The organism is Sphingomonas aerolata (assembly GCF_023935825.1).
Classification (GTDB): domain Bacteria; phylum Pseudomonadota; class Alphaproteobacteria; order Sphingomonadales; family Sphingomonadaceae; genus Sphingomonas; species Sphingomonas aerolata.
In genome coordinates this window covers 3,393,442-3,411,793 of sequence record NZ_CP098762.1, presented here as the reverse complement: position 1 = coordinate 3,411,793, position 18,352 = coordinate 3,393,442, and the positions used below count along the sequence as shown (strand labels likewise).

At 65.1% G+C, this 18,352-nt stretch carries 17 protein-coding genes; 10 read left to right on the top strand and 7 right to left on the bottom strand.

All coding sequences use genetic code 11. The features are described 5' to 3' along the window. Positions 1-71: 71 nt before the first annotated feature. The 3 genes from odhB to NEF64_RS15625 all read left to right on the top strand — a co-directional run bounded on the left by odhB (position 72) and on the right by NEF64_RS15625 (position 4,279). Positions 72-1,319 carry a 2-oxoglutarate dehydrogenase complex dihydrolipoyllysine-residue succinyltransferase gene (odhB, locus tag NEF64_RS15635; RefSeq protein WP_056405200.1) on the top strand — a complete coding sequence of 416 codons (1,248 nt, stop codon included), beginning with the start codon at positions 72-74 and terminating at the stop codon, positions 1,317-1,319. 127 nt (positions 1,320-1,446) lie between these two features. Further along, on the top strand, positions 1,447-2,841 hold the full coding sequence (lpdA, locus tag NEF64_RS15630; protein ID WP_056405203.1) for a dihydrolipoyl dehydrogenase: 1,395 nt from the start codon (positions 1,447-1,449) through the stop codon (positions 2,839-2,841). Between the two features lie 775 nt (positions 2,842-3,616). Then, positions 3,617-4,279, top strand: a complete 663-nt coding sequence (locus tag NEF64_RS15625; RefSeq protein WP_235516262.1) for a DUF4893 domain-containing protein — start codon at positions 3,617-3,619, stop codon at positions 4,277-4,279. 39 nt (positions 4,280-4,318) lie between these two features. Here the strand turns inward: NEF64_RS15625 and NEF64_RS15620 are convergent, their stop codons facing one another. Then, positions 4,319-4,810 (bottom strand): hypothetical protein, encoded by a 492-nt coding sequence (locus NEF64_RS15620; protein ID WP_252574116.1) that lies wholly within the window; start codon positions 4,808-4,810, stop codon positions 4,319-4,321. Positions 4,811-4,962: 152 nt separating this feature from the next. On the opposite strand from NEF64_RS15620, the gene uvrA reads away from it, so the two are divergent. Beyond that, positions 4,963-7,857: an excinuclease ABC subunit UvrA gene (gene uvrA, locus NEF64_RS15615; RefSeq protein ID WP_056405207.1), complete on the top strand. Its 2,895-nt coding sequence runs from the start codon at positions 4,963-4,965 to the stop codon at positions 7,855-7,857. Between the two features lie 62 nt (positions 7,858-7,919). Here the strand turns inward: uvrA and NEF64_RS15610 are convergent, their stop codons facing one another. From NEF64_RS15610 to NEF64_RS15600, 3 genes are read right to left on the bottom strand one after another with little or no spacing between them, the layout of a single operon-like run. After that, positions 7,920-8,615: a hypothetical protein gene (locus tag NEF64_RS15610; RefSeq protein ID WP_252574113.1), complete on the bottom strand. Its 696-nt coding sequence runs from the start codon at positions 8,613-8,615 to the stop codon at positions 7,920-7,922. 5 nt (positions 8,616-8,620) lie between these two features. Beyond that, positions 8,621-9,118 carry a hypothetical protein gene (locus NEF64_RS15605; protein ID WP_156360222.1) on the bottom strand — a complete coding sequence of 166 codons (498 nt, stop codon included), beginning with the start codon at positions 9,116-9,118 and terminating at the stop codon, positions 8,621-8,623. Beyond that, positions 9,119-9,982 (bottom strand): ParA family protein, encoded by an 864-nt coding sequence (locus NEF64_RS15600; RefSeq protein ID WP_082446511.1) that lies wholly within the window; start codon positions 9,980-9,982, stop codon positions 9,119-9,121. It abuts the gene before it with no gap. A 437-nt stretch (positions 9,983-10,419) separates the two neighbouring features. Between NEF64_RS15600 and NEF64_RS15595 the strand changes: the two genes are divergently transcribed. From NEF64_RS15595 to NEF64_RS15570, 6 genes are all read left to right on the top strand, one after another. Then, positions 10,420-12,048: a hypothetical protein gene (locus tag NEF64_RS15595; RefSeq protein WP_056405208.1), complete on the top strand. Its 1,629-nt coding sequence runs from the start codon at positions 10,420-10,422 to the stop codon at positions 12,046-12,048. A gap of 27 nt (positions 12,049-12,075) precedes the next feature. Then, positions 12,076-12,360, top strand: coding sequence for a hypothetical protein (locus NEF64_RS15590; RefSeq protein WP_156360224.1), 285 nt, complete (start codon positions 12,076-12,078; stop codon positions 12,358-12,360). 31 nt (positions 12,361-12,391) lie between these two features. Next, on the top strand, positions 12,392-12,823 hold the full coding sequence (locus NEF64_RS15585) for a DUF3597 domain-containing protein (protein ID WP_056405213.1): 432 nt from the start codon (positions 12,392-12,394) through the stop codon (positions 12,821-12,823). Positions 12,824-12,897: 74 nt separating this feature from the next. Then, positions 12,898-13,311 (top strand): glycine zipper 2TM domain-containing protein, encoded by a 414-nt coding sequence (locus NEF64_RS15580; RefSeq protein WP_192003563.1) that lies wholly within the window; start codon positions 12,898-12,900, stop codon positions 13,309-13,311. A 249-nt stretch (positions 13,312-13,560) separates the two neighbouring features. Further along, positions 13,561-13,773, top strand: a complete 213-nt coding sequence (locus NEF64_RS15575; protein ID WP_031394996.1) for a cold-shock protein — start codon at positions 13,561-13,563, stop codon at positions 13,771-13,773. Between the two features lie 103 nt (positions 13,774-13,876). Next, positions 13,877-14,101, top strand: a complete 225-nt coding sequence (locus NEF64_RS15570) for a hypothetical protein (RefSeq protein WP_056405216.1) — start codon at positions 13,877-13,879, stop codon at positions 14,099-14,101. A 76-nt stretch (positions 14,102-14,177) separates the two neighbouring features. Here the strand turns inward: NEF64_RS15570 and NEF64_RS15565 are convergent, their stop codons facing one another. The 3 genes from NEF64_RS15565 to NEF64_RS15555 all read right to left on the bottom strand — a co-directional run bounded on the left by NEF64_RS15565 (position 14,178) and on the right by NEF64_RS15555 (position 18,345). Then, a complete protein-coding gene (locus NEF64_RS15565; protein WP_235516263.1) occupies positions 14,178-15,116 on the bottom strand; it encodes a cell wall hydrolase in 939 nt (312 codons plus the stop codon). A gap of 167 nt (positions 15,117-15,283) precedes the next feature. Then, on the bottom strand, positions 15,284-18,121 hold the full coding sequence (locus NEF64_RS15560; protein WP_252574110.1) for a M16 family metallopeptidase: 2,838 nt from the start codon (positions 18,119-18,121) through the stop codon (positions 15,284-15,286). 8 nt (positions 18,122-18,129) lie between these two features. Further along, positions 18,130-18,345: a hypothetical protein gene (locus NEF64_RS15555; RefSeq protein WP_197975095.1), complete on the bottom strand. Its 216-nt coding sequence runs from the start codon at positions 18,343-18,345 to the stop codon at positions 18,130-18,132. Between the last annotated feature and the right edge of the window lie 7 nt (positions 18,346-18,352).

Here is an 18,352-nt window from a genome sequence, read left to right as displayed (position 1 = left end):
TTCCCCCGCGAAGGCGGGGGCCCAGTCTGGGTCCCCGCCTTCGCGGGGATACAAGGAAGTAGGCAGAAACCATGGCAACCGAAGTCACCGTCCCCGTCCTGGGTGAATCGATCACCGAAGCCACCCTCGGCGAGTGGCTGAAGCAGCCCGGCGATCCCGTCGCCGTCGACGAGCCCATCGCCAGCCTCGAAACCGACAAGGTTTCGGTCGAGGTGCCGTCGCCGGTCGCCGGCGTCATGGGCCAGCACGCCGTCGCGGTCGGCGACACCGTCCAGGTCGGCGCGATGCTCGCCACGATCGACTCCGGCGACGGTGCCGCCGCAGCGCCAGCAAAGGCCCCCGAGCCCGCCGCAACCGCAACGCCCTCCGCTCCCGCCAAGGACGAGTCCGGCGCAGGATACGGCGACCAGCCCGGCGCCGGCACCAGCGACTCGCCCGCAGCCCTCTCGCCGTCGGTCCGCCGCGCGGTGCTCGAGCACGGCGTCGACCCCGGCACCGTCAAGGGCACCGGCCGCGACGGTCGCATCACCAAGGAAGACGTGACCGCCGCCGCCTCGAGCAAGCCCGCTCCTGCCGCAGCGCCTGCGCCCGCACCGGCCGCAGCCCCCGCAGCCTCGGGCCGCGGTGAAGAGCGCGTCCGCATGACGCGCCTGCGCCAGACGATCGCCAAGCGCCTCAAGGAAGCGCAGAACACCGCCGCGATGCTGACGACGTTCAACGACGTCGACATGACCGCGGTGATCGAGGCGCGCGCCAAGTACAAGGACCTGTTCGAGAAGAAGCACGGCGTCCGCCTCGGCTTCATGGGCTTCTTCGTGAAGGCCGCGACCATGGCGCTGCGCGACATCCCATCGGTCAACGCGTCGATCGACGGCGACGACATCGTCTATCACGACTATGCCGACATCTCGGTCGCGGTCTCGTCGCCGGGCGGCCTCGTCGTCCCCGTGATCCGCGATGCCGACCAGATGTCGGTCGCGACGATCGAGAAGACGATCGGCGACTTCGGCAAGCGCGCCAAGGACGGCGCACTCAAGATGGACGAGATGAAGGGCGGCACCTTCACCATCTCGAACGGCGGCGTGTTCGGCTCGCTGATGTCGACCCCGATCATCAACCCGCCCCAGTCCGCGGTCCTCGGCCTCCACCGCATCGAGGAGCGCCCGGTCGTCGTGAACGGCCAGATCGTCATCCGCCCGATGATGTACCTCGCGCTCAGCTACGATCACCGCCTGATCGACGGTCGCGAAGCCGTGACGTTCCTCGTCGCGCTCAAGAACGCGATCGAAGATCCGACGCGCATCCTGATCGACCTGTAAGTATCTAACCACCCCGGCGCAGGCCGGGGCCCAGTGGGGAAGGCCGCGGTGACGAAGCGCCTCGCCCTCCCCATATATCTCCCAACTGGGCCCCGGCCTGCGCCGGGGAAGTAAGAGAGAAGCGACAATGGCTGACTATGACTATGACGTCCTCGTAATCGGCGCAGGCCCCGGCGGCTACGTCGCCGCGATCCGCGCCGCACAGCTCGGGCTGCGCACCGCCTGCGCCGAGAGCCGCGACACGCTTGGCGGCACCTGCCTCAACGTCGGCTGCATCCCGTCCAAGGCGCTGCTCCACGCGTCCGAGATCTACGAGGAGGCCAAGAGCGGCCACCTCACCAAGTTCGGCATCGATTTCCAGGGCGTCTCGCTCAACCTCGAACAGATGCACGCCGAGAAGGCCAAGGCCGTCAAGGAACTGACCGGCGGCGTCGAATTCCTGTTTAAGAAGAACAAGGTGACCTGGCTCAAGGGCAAGGCCGCGTTCCAGGACGCGCACACCGTCGACGTCAACGGCCAGACGGTCACCGCGAAGAACATCGTCATCGCCACCGGCTCGAGCGTCATGCCGCTCCCCGGCGTCGCGGTCGACCAGACCACGGTCGTCGACTCGACCGGCGCGCTCGCGCTCCCCAAGGTGCCCGAGCACATGGTCGTCATCGGCGGCGGCGTGATCGGTCTCGAGCTCGGCAGCGTCTGGCGTCGCCTCGGCGCGAAGGTGACCGTCGTCGAATTCGTCGACCAGATCCTCCCCGGCTTCGACGGCGAAGTCCGCCGTGAGAGCGCCAAGCTCTTCAAGAAGCAGGGCATGGAGCTGAAGCTCTCGACCAAGGTCACCGGTGTGACCGTCGACAACGGTGTCGCGACCGTCACCGTCGAGCCCGCTGCCGGCGGTGCGTCCGAGACGATGACCGCCGACGCAGTGCTCGTCTCGATCGGCCGCAAGGCGAACGTCGACGGCCTCAATCTCGAAGCCATCGGCCTCGAGCTTAACAAGCGCGGCCAGATCGAGACCGACCACAGCTTCAAAACGAAGGTCGACGGCGTGTGGGCGATCGGCGACTGCGTCCCCGGCCTGATGCTCGCGCACAAGGCGGAGGACGAGGGCGTCGCGGTGGCCGAGAACATCGCCGGCCAGACCGGCATCGTCAACGAGGACGTCATCCCGTCCGTCGTCTACACGATGCCCGAAATCGCCGGCGTCGGCCTCACCGAGGAAGCCGCGAAGGACATGACCGAAATCAAGGTCGGCAAGTTCCCCTTCGCCGCCAACAGCCGCGCCAAGACCAACCGCGACACCGACGGCTTCGTCAAGGTCATCGCCGACGCCAAGACCGACCGCGTGCTGGGCGTCTGGATCGTCTCGAGCCTCGCCGGCACGCTGATCGCCGAAGCCGCCATCGCGATGGAATTCGGCGCGACCAGCGAAGACATCGCCTACACCTGCCACGCGCATCCGACGCATGCCGAGGCGCTGAAGGAAGCGGCGATGGCCGTACAGGGCAAGCCGATTCACATCTGAGTCGGACCGCGCGACGGCCGTAGCGAAGCTACGGCCGAGCACCCCGCGGTCAGACCGGCCGGCGGCGCTCCAGCGCCGTCCGACGACAGGGGCTTAGCCCCTGTCCGGCCAAGCCCGCTCAAGCTGCGTTTCGGAAGGGCGTCGGTGGCAATCCCACCGGCGCCCTCTCCACGTCTCCCGAACGCGCGCGAAACGTCCACGCTCTCAAGCCCAAACCCCATGAGCGACCCGCACCCCGCACCCTCCCCCCGCAATCCTCCAGCACGCGCAGCACCCCTGAACCCTATCCGTCATCCCGGCGAAAGCCGGGACCCACGGTTACGGCGGACCCGGCGATCCCGTGCCGCCATCACCCGGCACGCTACCTTGGGTCCCGGCGTCCGCCGGGATGACGGGAAGGGGAGACGCCACAAAATCGCTCCCGCACCCGCAACGGCCCGCATCCAGCGTGAACTCAGTACGCCGCACCCGCAGGCGCTCCCACCCCCCCATCCGTCATCCCGGCGAAAGCCGGGACCCAGAGCCCCAAGCGCACCCGCCCGCGGCCCTGAGTCCCAGTTCGGGCCGAAATGACGACAGGCAGGGGGTTGCCTCGCCCCCCGCCAATCTCCACCAACCGCTCACCCGCACCTCACCGCATCCATCCCTCACCTCGGGTCGAAACTGAGCCAGATCAGTGCAGTTGTTAGCAATCCGTTTACCAGCCGGGCATAGCCACTCGTCTCCACGCCGCGGCGACGCCATCGTCGTGACCGGCCGTGCAAGGAGCCTGCCCGTGCGTGCGTTGATGATCCTGGCGATAGGAACGGCCTGTCTCGCCGGCTGCGCGACTCAGCCCCGGGGCGACAGCGCGGGCAAGGCCCCGGTCGTGGCGGCGGAGCCCGTACCGGCCGCGCCACACTGGACGACGATCGCGACGCCCGACGACCGCGCCCGGCTCGCCGCACTCGGCGACAGCTGGACGCGCGCACGCGCCGCGGTGCCCAGACGCCTCGCGGGCCGGATCGCGGCCGAGGGTGCGCTGCTCGACCCCGCCGCTGCGCTCGACCTGCCCGCGCTGTCGCCCGGTTCCTATCGCTGCCGGCTGGTCCGGCTCGGCGGGCGGGCGGGCTATGCGAGCTTCGCGCCCGATTTCTGCTATGTCGACGGCGACGGCGCCGGGCTGTCCTTCACCAAGCAGACCGGCACGACGCTGCCCGGCGGCTGGCTGCACCCCGACACCGACCGGCGGCAGGTGTTCCTCGGCACCGTCCGCACCACGCCCGCGCAGGTCGCGCCGCCCTATGGCACCAGTCCGGCGCGCGACGTCGCGGGCGTCGTCGAACGCGTCGGGCCGCTGCGCTGGCGCCTCGTGATGACGCGCGCGGGGCAGGGCGCGATCCTCGATCTCTACGAACTGGTCCCGGTGCCGCCTGCGACGCCCGGGACGCCGCGCTGAGCCCAGAATCCTCCCCCTTGCGGGGGAGGATCGGACGCGTCAGCTCTTTGGCGGCTTGGCGAAGTTCGCCGCGAAGCGCTCCAGGCCCGATGCGAACGAGTCGATCACCTTGGCGAATTCGGGCGGCAGCGCAGCAGCGTCGCCCCTGGGCGGTTCCGGCGTCTCGCCCGCGAACGGCCCGCTGGCCGCCGCCGCCGCGCCCGGAGCCTCCGGCGAAGCCTCGGCCGAGGGTTCTGGCGGCTTGGGCGGCTTGGGTGGTTCGGGCGGTGCAGGTGGCGGCGTCGCCCCACGCATATCCTTCGCCGTGATCGCGGTCGCCGCCATCATCAGCCCGGCCGCGATCACCTGGCGTCCCGCGGGCGTGCCCATCTGCCGCGTCAGCGCCGCCGCGATCCCCGCGAACGGCGCCGCGCCGCCATGGTTGCCCGTCTTGGCGGACCAGCGCGCCTCGAAACCCTCGCCTTTCGTCGCGCCCGTCTCGGCCTCGCGCTCCCGCGCCTCGCGTTCGCGACGCTCCTTCTTCTTGCCCATCTCGGTCTCCAGCACTGTATTGTACTAACAATACACTATGTAACTATCGTCGGCACCTTGGACAATGGTTCGGCGTTACCCATCTTTGCGAGCACCCGCCCGGCGCCCTCCCGGGCTTGTCGCGTCCGAACAAATGTGGAACAGACTCTCCTATGCTGACCAAGATTTCCGTACGCGGCGCGCGTGAACACAACCTCAAGGACGTCGACATCGACATCCCCCGCGACACGCTGACGGTGATCACCGGGCTGTCGGGCTCGGGCAAGTCGAGCCTCGCCTTCGACACCATCTACGCCGAGGGCCAGCGCCGCTACGTCGAGAGTCTGTCCGCCTATGCCCGCCAGTTCCTCGAACTGATGCAGAAGCCCGATGTCGACCATATCGAGGGCCTCTCGCCCGCCATCTCGATCGAGCAGAAGACGACGTCACGCAACCCGCGCTCGACCGTCGCGACCGTCACCGAGATCTACGATTACATGCGCCTGCTCTGGGCGCGCGTCGGCATCCCCTATTCCCCCGCGACCGGCGAGCCGATCGCCGCACAGACGGTCAGCCAGATGGTCGACCGCGTCATGGCGCTCCCCGAGGGCACGCGGCTCTATCTGCTCGCCCCCGTCGTCCGCGGCCGCAAGGGCGAGTATCGCAAGGAACTCGCCGAGTGGCAGAAGGCGGGCTTCACCCGCGTCCGCATCGACGGCACGATCCACGACATCGACGAGGCGCCCGCGCTCGACAAGAAGTACAAGCACGACATCGAGGTCGTCGTCGACCGCCTCGTCGTCGGCGGCGAGATCGCCACGCGCCTGGCCGAAAGCTTCGAAACCGCGCTGAAGCTCGCCGAGGGCCTCGCCTATGTCGACCCCGCCGACCCGGTCGAGCCGCACACCCCCAAGTCCGAGATCCTCGGCAGCAACGCCCCCGACGGCCGCATCGTGTTCAGCGAGAAGTTCGCCTGCCCGGTCAGCGGCTTCACCATCTCCGAGATCGAACCGCGCCTCTTCTCGTTCAACGCCCCCCAGGGCGCATGCCCGGCCTGCGACGGCCTCGGCGAGAAACTGCTGTTCGACGAGGACCTCGTCGTCCCCAACCATATGCTCAGCATCAAGAAGGGCGCGGTCGTCCCCTGGGCGAAATCCAACCCGCCCTCGCCCTATTACATGCAGGTCCTCGGCAGCCTCGCGCGCGAATACAAGTTCGACATCGAGACCCCCTGGGGCGAGCTCCCCGAGGAGGTCCAGCGCGTCATCCTGCACGGCTCGAAGGGCAAGCCCGTCACGCTCACCTTCATCGACGGCAAGAAGAAATACGACGTCTCCAAGCCGTTCGAGGGCGTCATCGGCAACCTCAACCGCCGCCTGCTCCAGACCGAGAGCGCGTGGATGCGCGAGGAGCTGAACAAATACCAGTCCGCCGCCCCGTGTGAGGTCTGCGCCGGCGCGCGCCTGAAGCCCGAGGCGCTCGCGGTCAAGATCGCGATGAAGGACATCAGCTACGCGACCCACCTCTCGGTCGTCGACGCGCTCCAGTTCTTCACCGACATGCCGCAGCATCTCGGCGACCAGCAGAACGCGATCGCCGAACGCATCCTGAAGGAAATCGTCGAGCGCCTCGGCTTCCTCAACAATGTCGGCCTCGACTATCTCAACCTCGACCGCACCTCGGGAACCCTAAGCGGCGGCGAGAGCCAGCGCATCCGCCTCGCGTCGCAGATCGGCAGCGGCCTGTCGGGCGTGCTCTACGTTCTCGACGAGCCCAGCATCGGCCTGCACCAGCGCGACAACGACATGCTCCTCAAGACGCTGCGGCGCCTGCGCGATCTTGGCAACACCGTGCTCGTCGTCGAGCATGACGAGGACGCGATCCGCACCGCCGACTATATCATCGACATGGGCCCCGGCGCGGGCGTCCGCGGCGGCCAGGTCGTCGCGCAGGGCACGTTGAAACAGATCCTTAAGTCGAAGGGCAGCATCACCGCCGACTATCTCAACGGCACGCGCGAAGTGCCGGTGCCCGCCACGCGCCGCAAGGGCAACGGCAAGAAGCTCACCGTCCACAACGCCACCGCGAACAACCTCACCGGCGTCACCGCGAGCATCCCGCTCGGCACCTTCACCTGCGTCACCGGCGTCTCGGGGTCGGGCAAGTCGAGCTTCACGATCGACACGCTCTACGCCGCCGCCGCGCGCGAGCTCAACGGCGCACGCATCGTCCAGGGCAAGCACGACAAGATCACCGGCCTGCAATATCTCGACAAGGTCATCGACATCGACCAGTCGCCGATCGGCCGCACCCCGCGCAGCAACCCCGCCACCTATACTGGCAGCTTCACGCAGATCCGCGACTGGTTCGCCGGGCTGCCCGAAGCCCAGGCGCGCGGCTACAAGCCCGGCCGGTTCAGCTTCAACGTCAAGGGCGGCCGCTGCGAGGCGTGCCAGGGCGACGGCGTGCTCAAGATCGAGATGCACTTCCTCCCCGACGTCTATGTGCAGTGCGACGTCTGCCACGGCGCGCGCTACAATCGCGAGACGCTCGAGGTGAAGTTCAAGGGCCACAGCATCGCCGACGTGCTCGACATGACCGTCGAGGACGCCGCCGAGTTCTTCAAGGCGGTCCCCCCGATCCGCGACAAGATGGCGATGCTGGTCGAGGTCGGTCTCGGCTACGTCAAGGTCGGCCAGCAGGCGACGACGCTCTCGGGCGGCGAGGCGCAGCGCGTCAAGCTCGCCAAGGAACTCTCGCGCCGCGCGACCGGCAACACGCTCTACATCCTCGACGAGCCCACCACCGGCCTGCATTTCGAGGACGTCCGCAAACTCCTCGAAGTCCTCCACGCGCTCGTCGAGCAGGGCAACACCGTCGTCGTGATCGAGCATAATCTCGACGTCATCAAGACCGCCGACTGGGTCCTCGACCTGGGACCGGAGGGCGGCGTCAAGGGCGGCGAGATCGTCGCCGAAGGCACGCCGGAGAAGGTCGCCAAGGCCAAGGGCAGCTTCACGGGCAAGTATCTGGCGCCGTTGCTGGAGAAGCGGGTGTTGGCCAAATAAGATCGATAGGCAAAGATGCTAGTTAGAGTGCATTATTCCGTGCGCTTCAGCGGCAGAGGAAGCTAAACAACGGTCAGTCCGAGCTTTACCTTTTGTGAGGGTTTCAAGCCTTTAAGAAACTGCTGCCTCGCCGGTGAACTAAGCCCCTCCCAAGTGTGTAATGTCACCGTGGCGATGAGCCAATAATTTATAATCTTTATAGCAGTATTGAACTCGTCAACAACGTGTTTGGCCTTTTTCTTATCATACTTGGTGCTGGCAACAGATTTTTCTGACCAAATACCCGGAATTTGTCCATGTATGATGGCGGATATTTGACCATACCATTCGTTAAGCATGCTTAGTAGGCCAAGTGTCTCCTGCATTGGTTGAAACCTAGCCGTGTGCGAATTGTGATAATCGATAATTTTTGACTTATCCGTATAATATTTCTTATTTCTAGTGAGGGTCGTAAGCTCAGAAGGATGGGTCGAGAAGTAGCTAAAATATAGTGCGCTTTCTACCGCTGTTCTTAAAGACGCGGCGGCGGGCTTATTCAAACCCAATCCGATACATATGGGGACGGTAAACAAAGAGGCTTTCATTTCCTGCAAAAAGGGATTTGCAGGATTTGACCGATCGTAAAACAGTAACTCGTGCGTCCAAGTAGATATTAATCGGCATCCATTTTGCAATATTGTCATTTGCTCGCTCTGGGCGGCAAAGTCTCGCATGTTCTCATTCCAGTCAACGGACTGAAGAAGGGGGCCTAATGCCATTATAATTAACGATGCCTTAAAATGCTTGCAACATATGGGTCCTCGTCAATATCACCGTTTACTATTCGGAAAAGCGTCTGCCACTGTACGTCACTTGCAAGAGACTTAAACTTAGAAAGCGCCATTCTCAGCGAAAGGCTATCCATTTCGAAATCATAAGACTCGTCTATTCTGCTTATTATATTGAAAACCTCACCGCGAGATATCTTCTTTTTTCTAATTAAGTCAAACAACTGATTTACTGTCAAGCTTTCCATGCGGCGTTCCGGTTTGGGGGAAGAAGCTTTTTCGGTAGCAGCATTGGTGACCGCCCGTATGGGCAAATACTCTGAGTTTGGTGAGCTTGCTGTGCCGTAGTCAAGATATTTTAGAACGCACTCGGTAATATCGCCGGAACGAAGGGCAGCAGCAGCTAGCTTTCGTTCTTCACTGTTGAAATGCTGATCGAGAATGACCCTGAGGAAGCCTGAAAGCACTCGCTCAGCGGGAGAATTATCGGTCATTTAGTATATCTTTCCCATTATCTCGGTAAACACGAGCCGGATATTTGTTAGAGCCGCTTTATGATAGGCGACCTTTTGATCCCAAACGAAGTTCTGGCCTTCCGACGGTCTGCTTAGGTGTGACCAGTGTTTGACGCGTTCTCGTAAGCAGAGAGGCCCCAAGAGTTTATCTGCCCGAATGGCAATCTCCTCGTCACTTGCAGCACCCGGCAGAACATCGTTGAACAATATGTGTCCGGTTATAGGACTGCGCTGTGGTCCGCGGCCTTCTATAAAGCGGTTCATCATCGCCAACCCACGAACGGCAAAGCGATCGGGGCGGCAGGGGATCAGGACATGATCGCAAGTAGAAAGAGAAGTTTGTGTAAAGATAGATGCAGCAGGGTGGCAGTCTATGATTATCAGGTCGTATTGCCTCTTGGCCACTCTCATGAAGTCAGAAAATCGCTCTTTGATCACATCGTTGTTTTTGTTTGGCTGTCCGAGGGCAACGTACATTAGGTCTAACGTTGACGGAATCATGTCTACGAAACCGGTGGGTCCTGTCATAACCCGCAAAGCCAAATCACGAACGTCTGGCGCCGGAAAGTGATTTATAGGGTGTAGAGAAAATGGATCGACAGCTTTTGAATCGTCCATCAGTATGGAAAGCGTCGTCTTTCCCTCCCTCTCCTGCTTAAGGTGGGTGCCGATTGGGATCCAAGCCTGAGACGCATTAAACTGAGGGTCGTAATCGATGAGGAGAACTTTGCTCGGATTTGGACGCCCCAATTTCTCCCGTGCCGCTAATCCCGCAAGGTGACAGGCGATTGTCGTTTTTCCGACCCCCCCCTTCATATTCATGATGGTAAGGATGGTGCCCAAAACTTGCCTCGATTTGCCTAGTTAATCACATCATTGAATCACAGGCGTAAATCGTCAATGCATTTCGGGTGTCGATTGGCGCTGATGATCGAAGACCCCAAATGCATTCAAATACTTACATCCTGTAAGGGCTCAATCGGCCCCACGTTGGGTGGGCATCCGCCCTCACTACTCGGCAGTGCTGACGACCGCTAGCCGACATGTTTGGATCCGGTTGCAGAGTCACTTGCCACGTCGCTCCGGCGGCAGGCACCGCCGCAATCTTCCGTGGACGGCTCGTCTTTTCCTGTCCTATTGGCGTCCGCGAACCTGCTCAACCTGCTTATTGCACGAAACACCTCGCCAAAAGGTACGGAATGACCGCCCCGGGGGGCTGTCCTACTACCCCCGTTTCAGCATATCTGATCGGTCCTCTCCCTTCGGGATAGGATCAAAACGTGAACAAACGTTCCGACACGCCGCCCCGCGCACCGGCCTTCGCGACGGTCCCCGGCACCGACTATGCCGCGCTCTACGCGCCCGAGCCCATAAAGCCGCGGATCACCTCGACCGCCGACACCCCCAGATGGGGCGGCACGCCGGCGCGGCTGCGCGTGCAGCCCGGCCCCGCCGTCTCGGGCGCCGGTCTGGCGGTCCCCCGCGCGATCGTCTCCGGAGCCGGCGCCCCCGCGAGCGGTCCCCGCACGGACGATCGCTACACGGCCGTGATGGCCTCGCCGCCCACCACCTTCGTCACCGGCGGCACGGAGGACGATGACGAAGACCCCCTCGACGCACCCGCCGCCGCGGCACCGCACTGCGCGCCCACTGACCCGGACACGCCCGGCGACCACCCCGACCCGCACCAGCCCGCGCGCGACGCGCTCGAGCTCATGCCACCGGGCGCCGCCTGCGGCTCGCGCCGCCAAGACGGCTGGTCCGCCGCCAACCAGCGCCGCTTTCTCGAGGCGCTCGCCGAGGGGCACGGGGTCGATGTCGCCGCGCGCCGCGTCGGCCTGTCCGCCACCTCGGCCTATGCGTTCCGCCGCACCGCCAAGGGCGCGGTGTTCGCGCTCGGCTGGCGCGCCGCCGCGCTCGTCGCGCGCGATTCGATCGCCGAGACGTTGCTCGTCCGCGCGCTCGAGGGGACGGTCGACACGATCGTCCGCGGCGAGACGGTCATCACCCGGCACAAATATGACAACCGGCTCGGCCTCGCGCTGCTCGCCCGGCTCGATCGCCAGGCCGAGAGCGCGCCCGATGCCGATGCCAAGGCCGCGCGGCTCGTCGCGCAGGAATTCGACGCCTATCTCGATCTCGTCGGGCGCGATCAGGGCGCGGCGCGCGCGGGGCTGTTCCTCGCGCGGCGGACGGGCGGGGCCGGGGCAGGGGGCGCCGATGATGCCGCGGGCGGCGACGCGCATGATCTCGCGCCGATCTACGCGCTCGCCGCCGCCGATCGGCTCGTCCGCACCGGCGTCGCGACCGCGGCCGAGGTCGATATCGCCGATCTCGATCCCGCCGCGCGCGCCGGCTGGAGCGGCGAGCAATGGGCGCGCGCCGAGGCCGCCGGGATGGTCGCGCTCGCCCCGCCGCCCCCCGCGCCCCCTCCCGCCGCGGACGACGAAACCGCGCTGGCGTCTCAACATTCGCAACATTCGGCCGGGGAGGAGGACGACGACGACGACGATTATGACGAGGACGATGACTATGCGGAGGCGGGGGACGTCGGGGGCGCGCTGCCCGGTTTCGACCCGCCGGTCTGGCGCTGCGCGGCGACCGGCGCGTGGCGCACCCGCTTCCCGCCGCCTGCGGGGTTCGCGGGCGCGGTGGTCGGCGACTATGGCGACGACGATTATGCCCGTGCGCTCACGCCGGCCGAGGCCGAGCTGATGGACGCGGCGCAGGATCTGTCGCGCGCGTCGCTCGCGGCGTCGGAGCGGCAGGATCGCGACCGCTGGTTCGCGCGCGTCACGACGCGGATCGCCGCCCTGACGGTTCAGCTCGCCGCGTCGGCGGATCCCGGCGACGGTTCCGGTGCCGAACCCGGCCTCGATCCGGGAACAGGGTTGCACGCAAGCCGTTGAGGCTGCGCAACAACCAGGACATTCGTCATGCCAACCCCCGTGCGTCACCCGCACCGCAAGCCCAAGACCTTCGGTCGCACCGCGATCGCCGCGGGGGTCGCCGCGCTCGGCCTGGGCGGCGCGCTGCTCGCGGCCTGGCTGCGCCGCGCGCCCGCCAATCCGGCCGAGCATGCCGCCCCCGATCTCGCCCCCGCCCGCCCGCATCCCGGCCCCGCCGACCGCGCGCCGGAGGCCTTCCGCCCCGATCCCACCGCGGTCCCGACCAAGGCGGAATATGACTCGCTGCGTCCCGCGACGCTGCCAGTCACCTGATGTCAGTTTTTCTTTTTCCACGGAGAGTTTCATGAGCATTTTCAGCAAGATCAAATCGGCCATCTTCGGCGAAAAGGGCCCGCTCGGCAGCGGTCACTTCGGCACCCCCAAGCCCGCCGCACCGGCCCCCGCCGCCATCGCCCCGAAGCCCGCCCCCGCTGCCCCGGCGGCGCCGGCTCCGCAGGCCGCCCCCGCCGCCACCCATCCGGTCGATGTCGAAGCGGTGCTCTCGGGCATGGCGTCGCGCAAGAATTCGGACCTCAACTGGCGCAGCTCGATCGTCGACCTGATGAAGCTGCTCGACCTCGACTCCAGCCTCGACAACCGCAAGGAACTCGCCACCGAGCTCGGCTATACCGGCGCCAAGGACGGCAGCGCGGAGATGAACATCTGGCTGCACAAGGCGGTGATGCGCGAACTGGCCAAGAATGGTGGCACCGTCCCCGCAGGTCTGCAGGACTGAGTGCATCGGCGCCGGCAACCAAGGCCGGCGCCGAGCATTGAGGTGATACCGACAAACCCCTGAAAGGACACGAAATGCGCGCTATGACGCTTGGCCTTATGGCCGCCTCCACCCTGATCGCCGGCTGCGTCGGCGGTGGCGGCGACCGCTACGGCGTCGACCCGCGCTATCGGTCCTATGACTATAACCGGCCCGACCCCGCCTATGGCAGCTACGACGCGGGCCGCTACTACCGCGACGACCGCCGCTACCGCGAACGCCGCCTGTCGAACAACGACCGCATCTATCGCGGCAATGACGGCCGCTATTATTGCCGCCGCAACGATGGGACGACCGGTCTGATCGTCGGCGGTGTGGCCGGCGGCGTGCTCGGCAACGTGATCGCACCGGGCGGTTCGGGTCTTCTCGGCACCGTGCTCGGCGCCGCCGGCGGCGCGCTCGCCGGACGCGCGGTCGATCGCAGCAACACCCCGGCACGCTGCCGCTAACGACCGGGGCTGGCGGCGTTCTATTACGCCGCCGGCCTTGGTGCTGCGGGGGATCTTTCTGATGGTAATGGTCGTCTAAAAACACCGCCAGATTTGCAATTTCGGGTCGTCTGGCCCATATGGAGATTTGCTACAGTCGCATATCGACGGTTCTTGGCGCTTTGCGGCACCTTTCTCCTTCTTTCCCTGCTCCGCGGCATCGGGCGGTCCGAACCTCGGATTGCCCCATAACAAAGAAGGAGCCATCGCATGGCTATCACTGGCACCGTAAAGTTCTTCAACGCCGACAAGGGCTATGGCTTCATCGCTCCCGATGGCGGTGGCAACGACGCATTCGTGCACATCACCGCGGTTGAGCGCGCCGGCATGCCGACGCTGAACCAGAACCAGCGCGTCACCTACGAGCTCGAGCCCGACAAGCGCGGCAAGCAGTCGGCTGTGAACCTCCAGCCGGCCGACTGAGGCTGTCGGCGGACTTGTCCGCCGATGACTGATTTCGGTTGCGGCGCGGCGACCCCTCTGGTCGCCGCGCCTACTTCCTCTAGGTCCTCAGGAGCGCAGCAGCATGGCCGATAATCCAGAATTCTACCGGGCCCGCGCTGAAGAAGAGCGTCGCAACGGCGATGCCGCCTCGCTCGACAATGTCCGCGACCGCTGCCGCCGCGCCGAAAAGGCCTGGGATGACATGGCCAACCGTGCCGAGCGCACGCAGACGTTGCGCGCCGCCCGCGAAGCCGCCCCCCCCGGTGGCGAGCGCATGGCAAATACCACGATGATCCCCGCCGAATAGGATCGGCTTAGAACGGCCGCCGCCATCGGCGGCCGTTTCCATATTCAGCGTTCGAGCGTGGCTACACGCCGCACCGTCAGCGCAGCCCGCCTGTATCTTTCCACCTATCGAGGATTTCCGGAGCGGGGGGTAATCGATCCGCTTCGACTGGTGTCGACGCACTAGTGGCCGCACTTTTTGGAACCGTAGCCGGCACGGTTCCAGCCAGACCTGAATCGCCTCTAGCGCCACCCGCACTATCAGGCAGCGCTGTGGTCGAGAGTGCTGCCAACGCCGCCCCGATGGCCTCACCTGGCACCGGCTCGTGGCCGAGATAGTGCTGGTCAAAGGAAGCCGCGGTGCCCCAATAGCCTTTCCACCGGTGGAAGAAGTGTGCGCCGACCACCGCCGTCATCACCAGACTCCTGCTCCAAGGCGGCGTGACGGCATAGGTATGATAATGCGTTGCTAGCCCGACCGGCGCATACACATAGCCCGCCAAAACCATCGCCGCATTCCGCTCGGCCCGGACCCACGCAAGCCTAGCCGGCGCGCGCGCGGTCGCACCGTCACAGGCAAAGCTAAACTGACATGCAGCCGGTGCCCCGCCTGAATGCGGCCCCTGATAGACCACGCCGCAGACGCTTGCCGGAAAGGCGGGATGGCGGACACGATTGAGAATGACCTGCGCGACCGCGCGTTGCCCGGCATCGGGCTCGGATGCGGCCTCGTAATAGATTGCCGTCGTCAGGCAGAACAACGCCCGCGCCCGGTCCGCCGCGCTGGTCCCCGTCATTGAAAAGGGACGCGCTGCCACGACGCCGGGATCCCCTGTACGAACATCAACGGAACTGGGCACCTTGGGGAGGGCGGTCGTTCCCGTCACTCCGGGGACGGGAGCCCCAAAGTCCCCGGGAATGCTCTCGAGGGCATTGCTATGGCGCCCCTCGCCATTGCCGCCACGCAAAGGTGTCCCGGCATCCCTTGGCGCGTCACGGAACGCTGCGTGCGCAAACAGCGCGGTCGACGCGATCACGCCGGATATGGCCACCGGCAACCATCGCCGTCTCGATGACCGGGAGGCCCAGCGCGTCGTGTTCAAAATCCCGCTATCCTTGCGCCACCGTCATCAAAGACGGCCAGCCATATCGCAGGAAACCCTACCGTTCCGCTACCGAATGCCCGCGGTCGTCCCGACGAGAGTCATTTAAGTGCGGCGGTATCGAGCTTTAACGCAGCCTCGGGGATCAGCTCGGTCTGCGGGTAGGCTTGACGGAGCGAGGGGGCGAACTGCCTGGCATCGCCGACAACCACAATACTGGCCTTTTTGGGATCGAGCAGCGCCGCGGCTGCGGTTTGGACCGACGCGGAATCAACTGCGCCAACCTTTGCCGTAAACTGCTGCAGTTCATCGACGCTGACGCCGTTCTGGACATAAGATCCCAAAATTCCCGCAACGCCGGACGTCGTCTCGATCCCGCGCCCGAAATTCCCGACAAGTACCGCCTTGCGCGTTTCCAGTTCACCCGGGGATACGGGTGCCTTGCCCATGCCCGCCAGTTCAGTTGCGATCAGCGAGACCACTTCCGTTGCGGTAGGGTTCTTGGTCTGTGTCCGCGCGGCAATCGTTCCCTGTGTCTTCCCCGCGTCCAGCGTGCTGCCGGCGCCATAGGCCAGACCGCGCTTGATCCGGATTTCCTGGTTCAGCCGTGAAGAAAAGCCTCCGCCAAGTACGGTGTTCGCTACCGCCAGCGAATAATAGCGGGGGTCGGTGCGCGCGATCGCCGGCCGGGCGACGACGACGCCAGCCTGGCCCGCATCGGGCATGTCGACGACGATCACGCGAGGCGCCGGGTAATCGATAGCCATGACGGGTGTCGCCGCCGCGCCGGTCTTCTTCCAGGGGCCGAGTTGGCCGTTGGCCAGCCTCATCGCCTGCGCCGCGGTGACGTCGCCGACCATGATGAGCGTAGCCTGATCGGGGCTGAAGCTGCGCGCATAGGCCGCGGTGATGTCGGCCCGGGTGATCGCCTTCAACGAGATCGGCGTTCCGCCGACCGGCGCGCCATAGGCAGACGTGCCTAGAACCGCCCGATCGGCGACCAGTGCGGCCAGCTGCGCCGGATTCTTGAGCGCGAGTGATACTGCGTCGACCTGCTGCGTCCGTGCCCGTTCGATTTCGTCGGGCGCGAATGCAGGGTGCATCGCCACGTCGGCGAGGATCGACAGCGCGGGGGCAAGCTGATCAGCCTTCACCGTGACGTCGACGGAGGCACCGTCGCTGCCTGCATCGCTGCCGATCGATCCGCCGAGGCCTTCGATCTGGCGCGCTATCTGCGTGGCTGTCCGCGTGCGCGTGCCTTTGGTCAGCAACTCGGCCGCCAAGCTGCTCACGCCTGCTCGATTGGCAGGATCGGTTGCCGCGCCGCCACCGGTAACGAGATAGGCGGTGACGATCGGCAGATCGTGCCGTTCCACGGTGATAAGCCGCATGCCATTGGCGAGCTGCGTCGTGATCGGCTGGGGCAGGGTCGGCGATATCGGTGTACCGGGGGCGGGCGGAAGGATGCGCTGTCCTTCGGCGGCGGGGGTAACAATCTCGACGCTGGCGGGCGCCTTGAGATCCTCGACGCGGACGGTGGGGGCCACATCGATCGTCGCGACCCGCGTCGCGGCCGGCTTGGCATCGAGCGGGAGATACCGGATCGTCGCGGATTGCGCGTCAGCCAGATAGGTCCGTGCGACGCGCTGGATATCTGCGGCCGTGACCTGCGCAATGGCCGCGAGCTGGCGGTCTGCGGCGCGGGGATCACTATCCACGATCACCGATGACGCAAGGGTGCTCGCCTTTCCTTCGGCGGTTTCCCGGGCGATGATCGACGCTGTCAGAATTTCGTTCTTCGCTTCGGCCAGTTCGGCAGGGGTGACGGGGGCGTCGCGCAGCCGTGCGATCTCTCGCTTGAGCGCGGCCTCGCCAGCGTCGACGCTCTTGCCCCCGGCCATGATGGCATAGACGACCAGATTGCCGGTCGACTGCTTGCTGTCGATCATGGCGTCCGCGGACTGTGCGAGTTGATCGCGGTAGACGACGCTCTCGTAGAGCCGCGAGCTTTCGCCCTCCGACAATATCGCTTTCAGGAGACTGAGCGCGGGAATGTCGGCAGCGCGGTCCGCCGGGATATGATAGCTGATCAGCACCGCGGGGAGCGGCGTGTTGGGCTCGTAGACGGTACGCGTCACGGCTTGGGTACGGGCCGGCTCGGCGACCGTTACCCGAGGAATTTCCCCGCTCGGCTTCTTGATGGGGGCGAAGTAGGTGTCGATCCAGCGATTGAGCTGTGCCGGCTCTAAGTTGCCCGAGACGACCAGAACCGCATTGTCGGGTCGATAATAGGTTGCATGAAAGGCGCGGACGTCGTCGATGCCGGCGGCTTCGAGATTTTCCAGGCTGCCGATCGTACCACGTGCATAGGGATGTCGTGCATAGGCAAGCGCGGGATAATAGAGCGAGAACAGCTTGCCATAGGGCCGAGCCAGCGTGCTCTGGCGAAGCTCCTCCTTCACGACGTCGCGTTCGGAGGCGAAGCTCTTGGGCTCGACCACGAGGCTCGCCATCCGGTCGGCTTCGGCGAAGAGCAGACGCTGCAAGTGATTGGCCGGCACCACCTCGTAATAGTTTGTATAGTCGTCGTTGGTCGATGCGTTGTTATACCCGCCAACGTCTTCGGTCAGCCGGTCCATCTGTTCCGACACCAGATTGCGGGTCGATTTGAACATCAGATGTTCGAACATATGGGCAAAGCCCGACCGGCCCTTTGGATCGTCCTTTGACCCGACATCGTACCAGACCTGGACCGACACATTGGGTGTCGCCGTGTCCCGGATAGCATAGACGCGGAGGCCGTTGGCCAGCACGCGTTCGGTGAAGGCGAGCGGCTTTACCGATACGTTCGACGTGGGCTTTGGAGGAGCGGACTGCGCCACCACCGCTGCAGGACAACAGGCTGCACCAAGCAGCAAGGCGGAGCGGAGGAGGCGCATCTGTGTCCTTACTTCTGGGTACGCGAGCGGTTGAAAAGCACCGCGCCGGCGATGGCGGCTGAGCCTATGCCGACGCCAAGCCCGATCTTCGCAAGCGGCCAGGTCTTCGCCTTCTCTACGGTCGCCTTTGCTGCGGCTTCGGCGTGAAGCTTTGCTTCCTTGGCTGCGGCGAGAATTTCGTTGGGGGTATCGTCGTCGGCAGCCGTTGTGATGGGGTCGGTCACGTCACTC